This is a genomic window from Advenella kashmirensis W13003 (genome assembly GCF_000506985.1).
GTDB lineage: Bacteria > Pseudomonadota > Gammaproteobacteria > Burkholderiales > Burkholderiaceae_B > Advenella > Advenella kashmirensis_A.
The window spans coordinates 1,926,095-1,941,250 of the sequence record NZ_KI650979.1 but is presented as its reverse complement, the minus strand read 5'-3'; the positions used below and the strand labels follow the sequence as shown (position 1 = coordinate 1,941,250).

11 protein-coding genes are annotated in these 15,156 nt (G+C 50.8%); 2 read left to right on the top strand and 9 right to left on the bottom strand.

From position 1 onward, the window contains the following. Nucleotides 1-4 precede the first annotated feature (4 nt). From W822_RS32840 to W822_RS32830, 3 genes are read right to left on the bottom strand one after another with little or no spacing between them, the layout of a single operon-like run. Nucleotides 5-1,375, bottom strand: coding sequence for an ATP-binding protein (locus tag W822_RS32840; protein ID WP_024004858.1), 1,371 nt, complete (start codon nucleotides 1,373-1,375; stop codon nucleotides 5-7). Then, complete coding sequence (locus tag W822_RS32835) at nucleotides 1,368-3,392, bottom strand: hypothetical protein (RefSeq protein ID WP_024004857.1); 2,025 nt, start codon at nucleotides 3,390-3,392, stop codon at nucleotides 1,368-1,370. Before W822_RS32835 ends, W822_RS32840 begins: the two co-directional genes overlap by 8 nt. A gap of 3 nt (nucleotides 3,393-3,395) precedes the next feature. After that, complete coding sequence (locus W822_RS32830; protein ID WP_024004856.1) at nucleotides 3,396-4,379, bottom strand: PDDEXK family nuclease; 984 nt, start codon at nucleotides 4,377-4,379, stop codon at nucleotides 3,396-3,398. A gap of 892 nt (nucleotides 4,380-5,271) precedes the next feature. Here W822_RS32830 and W822_RS32825 point away from each other — a divergent pair. Next, nucleotides 5,272-6,606 carry a flagellin N-terminal helical domain-containing protein gene (locus W822_RS32825; RefSeq protein ID WP_024004853.1) on the top strand — a complete coding sequence of 445 codons (1,335 nt, stop codon included), beginning with the start codon at nucleotides 5,272-5,274 and terminating at the stop codon, nucleotides 6,604-6,606. A gap of 218 nt (nucleotides 6,607-6,824) precedes the next feature. Here W822_RS32825 and W822_RS32820 read toward each other — a convergent pair whose 3' ends face one another. The 3 genes from W822_RS32820 to W822_RS32810 form a co-directional block, all read right to left on the bottom strand. Then, on the bottom strand, nucleotides 6,825-7,580 hold the full coding sequence (locus W822_RS32820) for a metallophosphoesterase (RefSeq protein WP_024004852.1): 756 nt from the start codon (nucleotides 7,578-7,580) through the stop codon (nucleotides 6,825-6,827). Between the two features lie 64 nt (nucleotides 7,581-7,644). Then, a complete protein-coding gene (locus W822_RS45815; protein WP_024004851.1) occupies nucleotides 7,645-9,402 on the bottom strand; it encodes an AAA family ATPase in 1,758 nt (585 codons plus the stop codon). A gap of 19 nt (nucleotides 9,403-9,421) precedes the next feature. Continuing rightward, a complete protein-coding gene (locus W822_RS32810; RefSeq protein ID WP_024004850.1) occupies nucleotides 9,422-9,952 on the bottom strand; it encodes a hypothetical protein in 531 nt (176 codons plus the stop codon). 737 nt (nucleotides 9,953-10,689) lie between these two features. Here W822_RS32810 and ddlA point away from each other — a divergent pair. Continuing rightward, on the top strand, nucleotides 10,690-11,793 hold the full coding sequence (gene ddlA / locus W822_RS32805) for a D-alanine--D-alanine ligase (RefSeq protein WP_024004849.1): 1,104 nt from the start codon (nucleotides 10,690-10,692) through the stop codon (nucleotides 11,791-11,793). 60 nt (nucleotides 11,794-11,853) lie between these two features. Here ddlA and W822_RS32800 read toward each other — a convergent pair whose 3' ends face one another. The 3 genes from W822_RS32800 to leuD are packed head-to-tail and all read right to left on the bottom strand — an operon-like array spanning nucleotide 11,854 to nucleotide 15,151. Next, nucleotides 11,854-13,524 carry a 3-(methylthio)propionyl-CoA ligase gene (locus W822_RS32800; protein ID WP_253272255.1) on the bottom strand — a complete coding sequence of 557 codons (1,671 nt, stop codon included), beginning with the start codon at nucleotides 13,522-13,524 and terminating at the stop codon, nucleotides 11,854-11,856. A gap of 8 nt (nucleotides 13,525-13,532) precedes the next feature. Then, a complete protein-coding gene (locus tag W822_RS32795) occupies nucleotides 13,533-14,546 on the bottom strand; it encodes a Bug family tripartite tricarboxylate transporter substrate binding protein (protein ID WP_031242538.1) in 1,014 nt (337 codons plus the stop codon). After that, a complete protein-coding gene (leuD, locus tag W822_RS32790; protein WP_024004846.1) occupies nucleotides 14,519-15,151 on the bottom strand; it encodes a 3-isopropylmalate dehydratase small subunit in 633 nt (210 codons plus the stop codon). The genes W822_RS32795 and leuD overlap by 28 nt, the downstream gene beginning before the upstream one ends. Nucleotides 15,152-15,156: the final 5 nt, after the last annotated feature.

The window sequence follows — 15,156 nt, the reverse complement described above, 5'->3', positions numbered from 1 at the left end:
GTGTCTAGCCTATCGCAGAGGGCCCACGCGGATACAGGTTTTTGCCACGCCGATGGTGCTCGGTCTCTAATAGCTCCTGAGCCGAAAGCGGTTTACGCTGAGCTCTTTTTCGCAAGGGCTCTGACGATGCCTGAACGGGCGTTGGCAGGACGGGCCTTTGTAGCTTGGCCTCTTTGCGCTCTTGCGGCGTCATCACTTCTTGCTGTACTTTATAGCGTAGCGCCTCATCCCTGGCCTGCTTTCTAATTGCTTGGAGCGTGGTGCTTTCGTCAGCCGGTAGCGGAAAGGGACATTCAAAGGGCTTAGTTTGTATCGATGGGTGTGGCATCAACATGGCTTTAACCTGTTTTCGATTGGCTGCAAAGGATAGCCCTTCGTATGCATTGGCGATATCCTCAATATGAACTTGCCGCCTGCCCTGGCGCCACACATTCTCGTAGGCTGCCGCCATCAACTTGATGGCTAGGCGTTTGAGCCCTGCGGTGAAGTGATAGATGGTTCCCGCCTCTTGTGCTAGGTCGATTTGTAGGCTTTTGCCCAAAATCAATTTGAACTGATTCAAATACGCTAGCCAATGATCACTGTCTGGTGAGCAAGGTGTAAGAATGAGCGGAGCAGTCAGTAGCCGCTGCTTATCCTGCTCTTGCCGACCTAGAAGCAACCGGCACAAACTGTAGTTGGCCACAAAAACGAGTGGCACGCCTATGTAAGCGAGTTGATAGAGCGTTTTGGTGATCAGCGTGCTGGCCGAGGCGCTCTGGGTCAGAAACTGCAGCTCATCCAACAGTATTAAAGGCACGCCATTTCGGTGAGCAGACTTTGCGCACACCCGGGACAGTTCGCTATTAGTGACCCGTCGCGATTCACCGTATTCTTGATCGACGAAGGGTCGCAGCATTGACGAGATGGAGGAGCGATCCCTTACCTCGATATGCCAGTGCCCGATCAAGTCAGCTTTGGGATGATCCGGCCCCAGGTCTAGCGGGGCATTGGCAGGCAGGATGCGTCGTAGCGCTGCGATGAGCGCGGTTTTGCCCACACCGGCGGGGCCTGTCAAACAGTGTGGTGCGACAAACTCGGATTCAAACTGCGCATAGGGACAGTACAAATCGGTCAGATAGGCCTGCCGATCTGCGTACCGGCGCCAGCAATGGGCCATGGCTTGCTCGATCAGGCGCATGAGTATGCGCACCTCGGCCGCCGAGGGTAGGTAGAAACTACCGAGCGCGCCTTCAACCGCTTTTTGAATGCCAAATAGAGGAATATTCTCAATTCTCTCGAGAGGCTGGCCGCTAACCGTTGCTCGACGGATGAGCTCGTCCTGATCTTGTAAGCCATCGAATCGCGCTAACCAAATGTTTTTCTCTTTAGGCATAATATGCCTCTCCTTCTAAAAGAGTCTGGGCGTCGCGTGCGTCTGCTCGGGCCAATTTTGCCTGAGAGCGGCGTGTTGAGACTCGCCTGGAAGCGCGCCATTTCTTGCCGGTTTCGTGTTCGTGGTGGGCGATCTGCTCAGCGGTAGCTGCATGACTATGAATACGTTGCTCAGCTTGCATTCGCTTTAACTGCGTGTCCTCTTGCAGTAATTCGTCATAACTGCGATCGAGCTGCTCCGGATCGTCGCGCAAGGGAAGCTGCGCTTTCACCTCAATGAGCATGCCGTCTATTTCCAACCATATGTAACGTAACGCAAATGGCAGAATGTAGGCAGATACCGTTTGTGAGCTGGCTGACCCAACTCGGTCCAAAAATCCGGTCTTTTGCAAGGCAGGCGAATTGAACAGTTGGTGCTTGATGTAAGCCCCACTGCGATTGATCCGAACGTCTATACGTTTGAGATAACGCCTGACTGCCTCATCAAATGACATGGATTGGGCATTGTTACGCCCTCGGCTATCCAAATAGTCCCACACCCCAAGCGGATTGGCCGTAACGTTGCTGCGAATCATGTCCGGGGTGAGCCGCGCGCTGGTATTGGCGCTTTGATTTTCCGCAAGCAGGCGCCGTATCTCCCGGCGTGCCATCTCAGAAGCCGATAGGTCACTGAGAAGCTTGGAGCCAGGCCCCTCAAGCTTGGTTCGGCGCCGCTGTGCTGATTCCACTAACGCCTTGCTTTGTCCGCTTCCAGACACGGTGACTTCACGTATCACCAGCCCAACAGGTGCAGTACCATCAGCGCCGGGTTCACGCTTAACACCGGGGCCGCGGTCTGTAATATAGTGAAGAGGCAGACCGATCGAGGGCCATTGATATTCCTCTATCTCTATGCCAAACAGACTGCAGAATTTCTTTTTGGAGATAGCGGCACTAAATAGCATGGCGTTATAGGCTTCGCTTTTCTCTTTTCCAAAGGCAAACCCAATACCAATACGCATGCCCGATGCGGTATCGACGCTACGCACCACACATAGGGGATTGAGCTGTGCGCCATCCACATAGCCTTTAGGGCAATCTGCGGTGTAGTACCCATCAGCTTCGACCTTCTCGTATAGATTGCTTACCGCGCGGGCGAAGGCGCCTTGGTGCTGAGCGTATTGCCGGCGATAACGTGCATCTCCATAGAGGGACTGTTGCACTTGTCTGATGCCGATGTGCTTGTGCACGCAGTATCGATACTGATCGTACGAGGGTATGGCGATTGTGCCTGATGAAATGAGTCGTTTTCTACCGCGCTCATCTGTGGTCACTAGCGCTTCGAAATCCTGCACCATGGCTTCTCGATAGATACTGACAAAGCGATGTCCAGGTTGGGCGCGTTTGGTATAGCTGCGGATGATACGCTGCGTTAGCGCTTCGGTCAGACGAGTACCGGCTTGCGTCCCAGCGACCTGAGAGGGTCGACCGAACTTCTTGCCTTCAGTACGCTTTAGCCGATCCCACTGTCCGTTATGAAAGAAGGTCGGCATCAGGGACCAAATGTTTCTACCAAAACATAGGTATGTGAAAAACCAGGTACGCAGCCGTTGGCTGTTTTTACCGTTATTTTCCGCATATTTGTTGATCTCTCGCTCTGGAGAGGGGGAATTCAGTATGTCTGCTTCGCGGGCCAATAGTGGAGCAATCGCTAAGAGCCGCTCCTGAACGCGTTCGCGATGTGAACGCTTTGCATTTAGACGATGCATGTCGACCGTCTCGAAGTTAAATCCTTCGAATCCAGCTAAGTGCGGAGGCAAGCCCGTTGCTTTAGTAGGCATAATGAGCTTTTCTTGCAAGCCATGTTCAAACGTATCGCGATCAACCATGACCAGCTGAGCTAACAGTCTGGGGGCAGGCGTAAAGGTCAATAACAGGACCTGATGAGTGAGTCGGCTGCTGCGCAATAGATAGTAGCTGATTCCCTTTTCCAGAATCTCGTAGCCATCGGGCGCAATAAGCGGTGTACCAACCTGCATCGCTTACCTCTCAAACCAAGCAGAAAAATCAGCCAGCACGTCGGTGCGTTCTAGCCGCAAGGGCCGATCAGGCAAGATGGGTTGATACAGGTCTACGCGAAGCTGCCGCTGCCAAATCGCCTGGTACAGCACCGCTAGACACTGCTGACGGGTAGAATTGGTTTGGTGCATGAGCGCCTCTAGCCTGGATAATACGGTCTGGCGGTTCTGCAACAGCTGCTTATAATCTTGTAGCAGGTAATCGAAAACCTCGTCAGACACGGGATCCGCTTGTGTCTGCCATCCAATGAGTGCAGTCAAATTGGCCGCAAGTTGCGGATCGATCTCGTTGGCGGCCACTTGTACCGTGGGAATGCCCGCATCGGCGAAGTAAATTTCTTCAATTTGGTGGCGCAGTTGGGCATTGGCCTGTGTTTGCTCAATGCGAAGCGGATTTTGTAAGCGATGCGGCGAGACAGAAAACGCGCGCCGATCACTCTTTACGGTCCAGTTCACACAATAGGGGCCATGCTTATCGCGTAAAAAGAGTAGTAAATCCCCTAAATAAGGAAAAGCGGCCCGTCTAGCTTCAATGTGTCCCTCTGGGTCTTGCTCCTCGATCCAAACGGTAGGATGTTTGGATAAGGCATTCAGGCGCTGGGCAACATTGATCGTGCCCTTAATCTCAGACAGGCGAAGGCGCGCGGCGTAAGGGTGTCCCGTTAGCGGGTGCTCTGTCGGAAATGGCGAGAGCATGTGCTGCTCACGCAGATCAAATAGTGCGGGATGATAGAGCGCCAATTGACATGGCACACGCTCGGCAAGCGAGAGCAAATGCACTTCTCTTCCCAACTTACTTGAGTAGACTGTTGAGGGTCGACTAATTGCTGGCGCCTCATCTCGTGTCGCGCGCATGGCTGGTTCGTAGTGCGGCCCCCACCCAGGGCGCAGTTGGCGGCGCTCAATGAGCTGAAGGCGCGCTTCACTTATGAGAGGATTGCGAGCCATCAGCATCTCCCCCAGCTTGTCAGTGGGCAGATAAGTTGGGCTTGCCGAACGCGATTGGGCTCCAGTTCCTGTTGCTTAAAGAGCGGATTAACCAGGTGAGGCGAGCCATATAGATGGCTGGCGGTTGTCATAAAAAACACTAAGTAAAAAGGTCACGATTGATGTATTAGGCGCATTATGTTGGTAGGGAAGATCCATTGTCAAAGCGAAACGACCCATATTCATGAAATTTTTTATGAAAAGGGATCAACGTTGATTTGAAATCAATTCAAATCAATTCGAATGGACTTGTTTGTGCTACTTGTCGCTCAAATATGGCTATCCAGTCCAAATCTCTGCGATTTGAATGCAAACTGGTGTATGCCTGAAAAGAAGGCCATGACAATAATATTGATGAAGAAGGCGGCCTAAAGCAATTTGAAAATAATCATCAAGTTGCTAGAATTCATTATATTTATTTTATATAAATTTTTATCTTTTAATTCTATTTAGTAATAATGGTTTTGTGTTTACGAAAGGCTATTTCTACACCAGTCTACTTGGACGTAGCTATATAATTCGATCTTAAACTGGCTCTAATCTGATGTTGAACTGGCATATAAATTAATCAATATTTAAATGGGTTCGGGATTTGTAGAATGATTGGTTTCGGCGATTTCTAAACTCCTTTTCCTCTTTTCCTGTTAGCTAGGCAATTCATCATCAAAATGTCCTTGTCGAACAGGTGATTTAATCTAAGGTTTGCCGCCGGGGAGCTCTCTTTCTCGGGAGAAATTTCTCAATATCAGATATCTTTTGGCCATTCGTCTAAAGAAATCCTATCAAATGCCGTAAACAAGACTATAGCCATCAACTCGGATTCAGGAAGCAATGCCTTCTGTCCCAACATATCATGCGAATCTTTACCAATATTCCTTCGCTGCAGACCCGACAAGGATTGGGGACGTTGCAATCGACGCTGGCAAAGTCAATTGAGAGGTTATCGTCCGGGTTGCGAATCAATTCGGCTGCTGATGATGCAGCCGGTCAAGGCATCGCTAATCGGATGGAGTCGAAGATTCGTGGGAAAGCGCAGGCGATGCGCAACGTTTCTGATGCGCAATCTATGCTGGCCACCCTGGATTCAGGAATCGGGGACATTGAGAGCCTGATTCAACGTATCAGGGAGCTGGCGGTTAAAAAAGCGAGCGATACAAATACCATTTCAGATCGCGTATCCATTCAGGCTGAGATTGATGCCTCGCGTGCGGAAATTGATCGGCTTGCCGCAAACTTGAATTTCAATGGGATCAATATTGGTTCACAAGGAAAATTCAGCTTTCAAATCGGAGAGTCAGAGGTTGATAGCCTCTCTTTTAATACCAAACCGATTACTTCGGCCACCATTGGATTGATATCCAACGCACTACCGAATATTAATGAGCCAGCTTCTGAAATCATTATTCCTGACGACGGAAGATCGCGCCAGCCTGGAACGTATGCCGTGACGGATGAGACGTTCAATGTGAGCTTCTTTTCCGTACCTGGCTCCAAGCCTAGCGAGTACATCACGCTTGCCGGCCGGGCCGAAATCGCAAACTACTTCGGTGTCCCGGTCGACAGCGTGCAGATGGTACGAGATTTATCGGCTGGGCAGCCTGTTTATCTCATGCAAATTGGCGAGACATACTATTACAACAACTTTGTGGACGCGACATCGACGACACAGAGCGCCACCTCTTGGATCAATGACGATGGATCGGCGTCCGCGCGGATCCGATTCGGTTTTAATAAATATTACTGGGTAGAAGGCGGAGACCAGACCGAAATCGATGTCACCAGTGCCCCCGCCATGGGCATCGACACCAACGGAAATGTAGTGCGCTATATCGAGTACAACGATAAGAAGTACCAATACGCATCAGCCACATCACCACTTCGAGTGTTTCCCAGTGGTGAAGTTGAATTGGCCGCGGTTAATTGGATAGAAAAGTCAGACAACGCATTGCAGTTCACGAATGATTATCGTGCCTATTTGGGCGCCATGATGAATCGCCTCGACAGTATCAAAAACGGATTGTCAGGCAGCAACATGGCATTGCAAGCCGCCCAGTCACGCATCCAGGATACAGATTACGCGGCTGAGATCTCGAATATGACTCGTACGCAAATTTTACAGCAAGCTGGAAACGCAGTGCTAGCGCAGGCGAATCAGATTCCTATTGGCGTCTTGTCGTTGCTGCAATAAATAAGGGCATTATTCAATTTTTGATCAGAATATCCTTGCAGAACAACCTTCAAACATTCATACGTGTGATAGTCATTAATCATACACTGAATGAAGGACCTGTATTGATGTGAACACCCCCCATAAACAGTACTGGGGCTCAACGTCAATAGCGATTTTAAGCAGAACAAGTCAACTATCCAGAACTAAAACCTGAGGCCTCGGCCGTTAGTTCGACGTTAGCTGACCCAGGTTCTTGCATCCTCCACATCAACAACATGGAGGTGTTTTTCATCTTGGTGTGCATAGGCTCCCCCATCGATAAATAGATGTGATCGGTGCATCACCAGCATCTTGAGTGGCGTATGGCCAACAAAAGTGAGTGCGTGATTTGGCTCCCAGGGCTGGTGGCTCATGATGAGTGTGCCATGTGGAGTGCGCCGCTCAGCCCATGTCTCGGAGGTGACCTGACGGATGAGTCTTCGGCTCCAGGTCAGCTCGGCAGCAACTTGTCCTGTCGGATCAGAGCTGATGGCATCTAACGACACCATCAGCTCTGCATGCGCAACATGAAAGCTTGCCTGTTCTTGGCCAACGGTGATTACATATGGCAACGCCAGCACTCGGGGCAGCAGATCGTTTTCGAGCTCATCGCGCTCTTCGGGTGTAATCGTTGTGAGCCAGTCACCGCCGTTATGGAAAATGCTGTCCGGACGATGGCAGACCGTGTCGCGCAGATAAAAGTAGCTAAGCAGCATATCCTCATGATTGCCGGCTACGGCGTAGAACCAAGGCTCACGTAGTAGCCGCAGGCAGCCCAGCGAATCGGGACCGCGATCAGCCAGATCGCCCACTGAGAATAGTCGGTCCTGATCGGGGTTGAACCCAATGCCCACGAGCTTACTCCGCAGCAACTGCAGACACCCGTGTAGATCCCCGACGACAAAATCGCGACCGAGCGTATTGGCTGGTAGTCGCTGGTGCATATCTGACATGGTTATGCTCCTTCAATACGGTTTATGTAAGGGTGATCGATTCGCGTTGCGACCGACCGTGGCCCTAATGCCGGGTAAAAAGTGCTTGATGCTCAGCGGCGCCCAAGATGTCTAGCACCGCATGGCGCATCTGACGCGGTGCAATACCGACGAGGGACCGCCGCTGCTCGGGTGGGAGGGTCAAGGCGCCCACGGGCAGGCTCCAACTGCGCTCAATGTCTGCCAGCACGCCACTGACAATGGCCTCGGCGTGCTCAGACCTGGGAGCCGGAAAGTACACCAGACGAAAGCGTGAGCGCAGCGGTGCCGATATGCTGGCCAGCGAGTTGGCTGTCCCCAGATATAGGCAATGCGATACGTCGCACTCCGCCATCAGAAAGACATCCTGGTAGCGCCGGGCATTGACTGGCTCGAGCAGATCCAGCAATGCTTGCTGAGCATGGCCGCCGTTTGAACTGGTTTCTCCAGCCTTATCGACCTCATCGAGGATGAAGAACGGGTTGGCGAGTCGGTTTTGCGCGATGAACTCCACAATCCTTGACGGCCGGTTGCTGGCCCAACCGCGGGTGATGCCCTTGAACAACTTAGCATCACCCATGCCGGCCATGTTGATGACGGTATTGGGTATGCCCAGTAGTTCACTTAATCTCTGGCAAAATCGCGTCTTGCCCGAGCCGGGCGGCCCCACCAGTAAGGTCGGTGCAATGCCTAAGGCCAGAACCCCGTGACGTGAACGCGCAAACATGTCGCTCAGTATCGTTGTAATCGCCAGCTCGGCCCAAGGCGTCTCGCGTTGCAGCACGCACTTTATCTCCTGTAGTGCTGCCTCGGTCGGTATGGCGGCCAGTGCAATCGGTTTACGCAATTCTTCATAGCTCTTTAAGATAGAGGCATCACTGCGATCACTTGAAGGTGGAATTTCACCTTTAATCACTTGAACCTGAAGCGTACTGGCGGACGCCACCTCGGCGCGAGGCGTGCGTTTGGTCGTCCTATCCCCTTGACTTATTTCTTCCGCCTTGAGGGCTAGTTGCACGGCAAGAAATTGCTCTATACGATCCGCCTGATTTCCCAGCGGATCGACTTGCGCCTTTGTCAAGGCCTGCACAAGTGCCTTCCAAAGTGGGCCAAGCCAGCTCAGTGCTCGCGTTCTGTTTGGGAATCTTCTGCCTACAGTCGGAGTCCAATCCCTTGGTATCTCAATAGAGAGAAACCCAAGAATGCAGGTAAAGGCCGCCTCAAAGGTGTGCGCATCCCAGTCGACAAAGCCCAGTTCTGCATGGCATAGCGTCAAGCACACACCCCGATACCAGGCGTCGTAGGCATGTCGATCGACCACTTTATTGGCTACAGGCTCACCGGTTAGGATATCCGTGAAGACCAGTAATCCCATTGGTTCAGGATCCATGTGCATACCGATGAGTCTATCGGCCAGGTACAGTGAGGCAAGCGCCTGTGCTGCTTGTACGTTGCCCAACCCCAAGGCCAGTTCGTACCACTCCTTAGCCCGAATCAGGTCGTCTGGAGTGAGTGCCCGGGCATTATGCGATCGCGCAGCCACGTGGTCAGCCAGTTCCTTGGCGACCTGCGCGCGCATTGCATTCTCGGTGGATTTATCTAGTACCAGCTTGAGCTGCTCTTTAAGGTACCAGAGCCTGGACGGTGTCGCGTCATCGTCCAGTGCATACACCAGCATGAAGAAGTCATCGTCAAAGAAGCTATCTAATGCTTCGGGCGGTTCAAAGGCACCGTTGAAATCGCAGGTTATGGTATCCGGGACCACATCGTCCTCAGGTGTGTCCGTAATGTTTGTTTTTTTCATGTCCGTATCCTCAGTCCTCTTACAGCGTGCTGGCGCAGCGTGGACACAATGTCACGAGATAGCCGCTGGAGTAGCGTTTTGCGCCCATCGCACCGCAGCGCTCGCAGCATTCGTGGCTTACCAATATGGCTTGCTCGACTGCCTTTCGGATCGCCTGCTTGATGTTTTCTGGTGCGCCGTGAGTCTCGTAGTAAAAACGCAGACCACCAAACTTCTCCTTGACCTGGTGCAGATGGAACCTGGCGGAGGGGGCCTGGCGCAAGAGCGCATCGATACGCGCGCACAAGACTGTCACGAGGTGCGTCCAGCCAGCGCCAATCTGTAGCCCCCAAGGTAGGGGCTCGTTCATAAACAGCCTGGGGTAACGGATGGGTAGCGCATCCAGACCTGAGCGATCCGCCGAGTCGACAATGTGGGGCTCGGCAAGCGCCCTGACAAATGCATCCCAGGTTGCATCGCGCTCAACCATTTGGGAAGCTTGCCTGTCTCCTGTCTCATGATTGGGACGAGGATTTTGCTGCGCATCGATAGAGTTAGATTTTTTGTTCATGGCACGTTTCTCCTATGAAAAAGGACAGTAACGGGTGCTGCAAGGTTGTAGGTTCATTGCGGAGTTGCCCAAAAAGGACTAAGCCCCGCACAATGGCGGGGCTTAGTGACAGTGCCGAAGGGGCCGTCTCTAGGACCCATCATTCGTACCCGCTGAAGACAGAAGCAGCCGACGCGTAGCGTGCGGCATAGGTTGTAGGTTCGTTGCGGAGTTGCTCAAAAAGGACCAAGCCCCGCACAATGGCGGGGCTGAGCAATACGACCGAATCGTTAAATTTGTTTGGTGCATGTTCCTTCATCCGAGGAATTGGGCGCGCTCGCAATGACCAATGGCTTGGTACATAGCGTTGAAGGAAAATAGATAGTTCCCTCGAGCGTATGCGCATAGCCTATCAAAAAATATGGCATTTGATCAACAACTAAATTACAAAAGCAATAACTTTTACATTGAACCGCAATGAACCTACCACTTTGCAGGTGGGCTCATCTCTATAATTGTCGAGTTTCATAATTAATAAAAATTCAATCTAGTCATTAGTAAAAACCTGTAGCGATACATATTGGCAGCGTGGCTCCCGTTTTTGTACGGAGTCTGTTTTTTTTGGAAGTGGTAGTTCAGGATGCTTGTTATAGACAAACATGTCAGATTTTATATTTATTGCTAATTGAATTTTATAATTGTTGCAAATGGTCGGACTGTGTTCAGTGTGTAAATAGATAGATAAAGGACGGTTGAGTATGAAAAGAAAGCGTGTCGGAATTATTTTTGGAGGAAAATCAGCTGAGCATGAAGTTTCACTTCAATCCGCCAAAAATATACTTGAAGCAATCGATAAAGCAAAGTTTGACGTAACGCTCATTGGCATTGATAAAAATGGTGGATGGCACGTTAATGAGACATCGAATTTTTTATTAAACGCAGAAAACCCCGAGCTTATCGCTCTGAATAGGTCTGGAAGGCATGTGGCACTTTTCCCGGGACAACAGTTAAATCAATTGAGTGAAGCAGACGAAAACCAAGAGTTTTCACAACTGGATGTTATTTTTCCGGTCGTTCACGGCACACTTGGCGAAGATGGCTCTTTACAGGGGATGATGCGTATCGCTAATCTTCCATTTGTCGGTTCCAGTGTACTTAGCTCCGCCATATGTATGGATAAAGACGTATCCAAACGATTGCTTCGCGCCGCCGGACTTAATGTTGCTTCCTATATAAGCCTGAAAAAACATAATCGAAAAAATTTAGACTTTCAGTCTGTATGTGAACAGCTTGGTTTACCATTATTTATTAAGCCGGCTAACCTTGGCTCGTCAGTGGGAGTGAGTAAAGTTCTAACGCAGGAAGAGTTTGAAATAGCCCTATCTACCGCCTTCGCTTTTGACAATAAGATTTTGATAGAACAGTCTATTGATGGTAGAGAAATTGAGTGTGCCGTGCTTGGTAATGAGCGTCCTGAAGCCAGCCTGTGCGGTGAAATCGTAACCAGCAACAGCTTTTATTCCTATGAAACCAAGTACATAAATTCCGAAGGCGCAAATATTGTAGTTCCCGCTCAGCTGAGCGAGGCGACTAGTAATCATATACGTAAGACAGCCTTGAAAGCGTTTGAAGTACTGGAATGCTCTGGGATGGCGAGGGTCGATTTCTTTTTAACCAGTGACGGGAAATTAATTGTAAATGAAATTAATACGCTGCCCGGGTTTACCAACATAAGTATGTATCCTAAGCTCTGGGAAGCCACGGGATTAAGCTACAGTGATTTGATTACACGCCTAATTGAACTGGCGATTGAACACCATCATAGTGAACTTCTACTACAAAGCTCAACCTCTCGAGTTTGATACTCGAATAATTCATTGAAGTAGACATCGTGGTATATCCATAAATCGCGCCTCAAATTCCTAAATTTTTGATTCGAGACTGGCTTCTACTCTTTTGCAGTACGCTAAAACCTCAGACATTTCTCGCACTTTCGCCTTAAGCATTTTTCCTGTTGCCCCCAACGGAATGGATTTAACAAACACGACATCGTCCGGTATTTGCCACTTGGCAACCTTGCCTTCAAAAAACTGCAACAATTGATTGCGGTCCAACGTCGCCTCTGGTTTTCCTACCACCACGACGATCGGCCGCTCATCCCATTTCGGGTGCTTAACCGCGATACATGCCGCCGACTGGACGGACGGATGTGCCATGGCAATGTTCTCGATTTCGATCGAGCTTATCCACTCTCCACCCGATTTAATTACATCCTTGCTGCGATCGGTAATCTGCAAATACCCGTCGGCATCAATTGTGGCAACGTCGCCTGTAGGGAACCAGCCATCCACTAATGGTGATTGATCCTCAGCCTCAAAGTATTCCCGAATCACCCACGACCCTTTAACATACAGATCGCCGAACGTTTTGCCGTCCCATTGTAGTTCGCATCCGTCGTCATCCACAATCTTGAAATCGACACCAAATAGCGCCCTTCCCTGCTTGCATCTGAGCTTGACTTGCTCATTGGTCGCTCGCATTAATGTTTTATTTTTCGGTGTGCAGAGCGAGCCCAGAGGGCTTGTTTCAGTCATTCCCCAAGCATGAATAACTTCCACCCCGTGCTGTTCATAGAAAGTATCTATCATGGCTGGTGGACAAGCGGCGCCCCCAATGACTGTTCGCTTAAGTGAAGAGAAACGTAAGCCTTCGCGTTCTAGGTGATTCAAAAGCAATTGCCACACAGTCGGTACGCCCGCAGCGAACGTCACAGCCTCCTGCTCCATCAATTGGTATACAGATTGCCCATCAAGAGCATTACCTGGGAATACCAGCTTGCTACCGGTCAGTGCTGCCGTGTAAGGCAGACCCCAGGCGTTGACGTGAAACATGGGCACGACGGGCAGCACCGAGTCGCGGGCAGACAATGCCATCGAATCGGGTAACGCTGCACCATAGGCGTGAAGCAGCGTCGAGCGATGGCTGTACATAACCGCCTTCGGGTTTCCAGTGGTGCCACTGGTGTAGCACAGACTGGAGGCTGCATTTTCATCAAACTGTGGCCAGTGATAGGAGGCGGACTGATTTCCGATCCAATCTTCATAGCTGATTAAACCCTCTATGGTGCAGTCGGCGGGCAACTGGTTACGATCACACAGGGCCACGTAATGGCGGACGGTTTTACATTTTTCGTAGATCGCGTGGACTAACGGCAGAAAGGTCAAATCAAAACAAAGCACCTGATCGCTGGCGTGATTGACGATCCACGTTATCTGGTCTGGATGCAGCCGCGGGTTAATGGTATGCAACACCCTTCCAGATCCGCTGACACCGAAGTAAAGCTCCAGATGGCGGTAGCCATTCCAGGCGAGTGTGGCCACACGTGCGGACAGCGGCAGTTGCCAGGCATTTAGCGCCTCGGCTACCTGACGGGCACGACGAGAAGCATCACGCCAATGGTAGCGGTGTATATCGCCCTCAATCCGACGCGACACGATTTCGCTGTCACCGTGGTGCCGCTCTGCATGGTCGAGCAAAGATGAAATCAGCAAAGGAGACTGCTGCATCAAGCCCATCTGTAGTGAGTCTTTCATAAGTTTCCTCAATTCGACTTGCTAAGGCCACTTTCACGCACGATAGTACGCCAACGAACAAATTCTTCGTTCACAAATTGCTGCGCTGATTGCACTGAACCTGTCATAGGCAGATCCCCGGCTGCCAACACCTGCTTGATGATGGATGGCTGGGCCAACGCCTTCTGAACTTCCGTATTTAGACGCTCGACTATTTCTGGCGGTGTTCCTACCGGTGCCATTAAGACCTTCCATTCGTTGTAATCGAATTTGTCGTAACCTAACTCCTCTAATGTAGGTACATCGGGAAGCAATGGGAGGCGCTTGGCCGATGATACGGCGAGCGCGCGCAGACGACCGCTTTGCACCAACGGCAGCGCACCAGGCGGGGTTGCAAACATGGTATCCACGGTACCACCTACAACATCCTGAAGCGCGGGGCCAGAGCCTCTGTATGGCACTTCGATAAAGTCTGATCCAACTTCGTGACCAAACATTTTCCCAACTAATTGCCCTACGGTACCTAAGCCAGCGGTCGCCAGTGTCAACCTCTTCGACTTGTGCTCGGCCTGTAAGTCAGCTACAGTTTGATACGGCGAATTTGAACGCACTACTAGAACGACAGGCTGATTCGCTATCGTGGCCACAGCGGTAAAATCTTTCATGGCGTCGTAGGACAGTTTTCGAAAAAGCTCTGGATTGATCGCCATAGTCGCAGTCTGAGCCATGCTTAATGTGTAGCCATCGGGTTTCGCTCGGGCAACGGTGTCCGTTCCGATAGTACCGCCAGCACCGGGTTTGTTTTCGACAATCACCGTCCATGTCGTATTGCTGGAGATCGCCTTACCAAGAACACGGGCCATATGATCGGTGCCTCCCCCCGGCGGAGCGGCGACAACAATCCGTATAGGCTGTTGCGGGAAATCGGATTGTGAATAGGCATAACTACTTACTGCGATCAAAAACGAAGCAGCAAGCGTTTTCGCAAAGTGGCGATACTTCATTGTTTTGTCTCCTACAAATTTGTTTTCAGCCAAATCCATGGCCGCTGTTGTTGGTCAACCTTTTGAAAAGCGTCGATTTGTGTTTTACGACGAAGCGTCAAGCCGATAGCATCCAGTCCAGACAGCATCATAGTTCGCTCATTTTCAGGAACATTCAATGGCCAACTTATGCCATCGCACATCTGTACTACTTGACGACAAAGATCCACTGTTAATGTCACGCCGCCTGTCTCGGCTTGCATGGCCAAATCCTGTATAACGTCACGAGGCAAGATCACCGGTAAAAGCCCATTACGATAGCAATTGTTCTGAAAAATGGAACCAAAACTGGGCGCCAGTACAGCTCGAATGCCAAATTGTCTTAGTGCCCAAGCGGCTTGCTCGCGCGACGAACCGCTGCCGAAGTTAGCGCCGGCAAGAAGAAAGCTAGCCTGTCGAAACGGCGGCTTGTTCAGTACAAAGTCGGGATTTTCCACGCGCGAACCATCATCGCTCGGTAAATAGCGCCAGGAGGCAAATAGTTTTTCACCATAGCCATCCTTGCCTGGAGTAGTCATTTCACGCGACGGAATGATCAAATCCGTATCAATATTGTCCCGCAGCAATGGTGCAGCCACGCCTTTGATTTTTATAAACTTTTCCATTAAAA

Coding starts and splice junctions, on each gene's coding strand:
- W822_RS32840 (WP_024004858.1), bottom strand. CDS start 1,375: ATGCCTAAAGAGAAAAACATTTGGTTAGCGCGATTCGATGGCTTACAA.
- leuD (WP_024004846.1), bottom strand. CDS start 15,151: ATGGAAAAGTTTATAAAAATCAAAGGCGTGGCTGCACCATTGCTGCGG.
- W822_RS32810 (WP_024004850.1), bottom strand. CDS start 9,952: ATGAACAAAAAATCTAACTCTATCGATGCGCAGCAAAATCCTCGTCCC.
- W822_RS45815 (WP_024004851.1), bottom strand. CDS start 9,402: ATGAAAAAAACAAACATTACGGACACACCTGAGGACGATGTGGTCCCG.
- W822_RS32795 (WP_031242538.1), bottom strand. CDS start 14,546: ATGGATTTGGCTGAAAACAAATTTGTAGGAGACAAAACAATGAAGTAT.
- W822_RS32835 (WP_024004857.1), bottom strand. CDS start 3,392: ATGCAGGTTGGTACACCGCTTATTGCGCCCGATGGCTACGAGATTCTG.
- W822_RS32800 (WP_253272255.1), bottom strand. CDS start 13,524: ATGAAAGACTCACTACAGATGGGCTTGATGCAGCAGTCTCCTTTGCTG.
- W822_RS32825 (WP_024004853.1), top strand. CDS start 5,272: ATGCGAATCTTTACCAATATTCCTTCGCTGCAGACCCGACAAGGATTG.
- W822_RS32820 (WP_024004852.1), bottom strand. CDS start 7,580: ATGTCAGATATGCACCAGCGACTACCAGCCAATACGCTCGGTCGCGAT.
- W822_RS32830 (WP_024004856.1), bottom strand. CDS start 4,379: ATGGCTCGCAATCCTCTCATAAGTGAAGCGCGCCTTCAGCTCATTGAG.
- ddlA (WP_024004849.1), top strand. CDS start 10,690: ATGAAAAGAAAGCGTGTCGGAATTATTTTTGGAGGAAAATCAGCTGAG.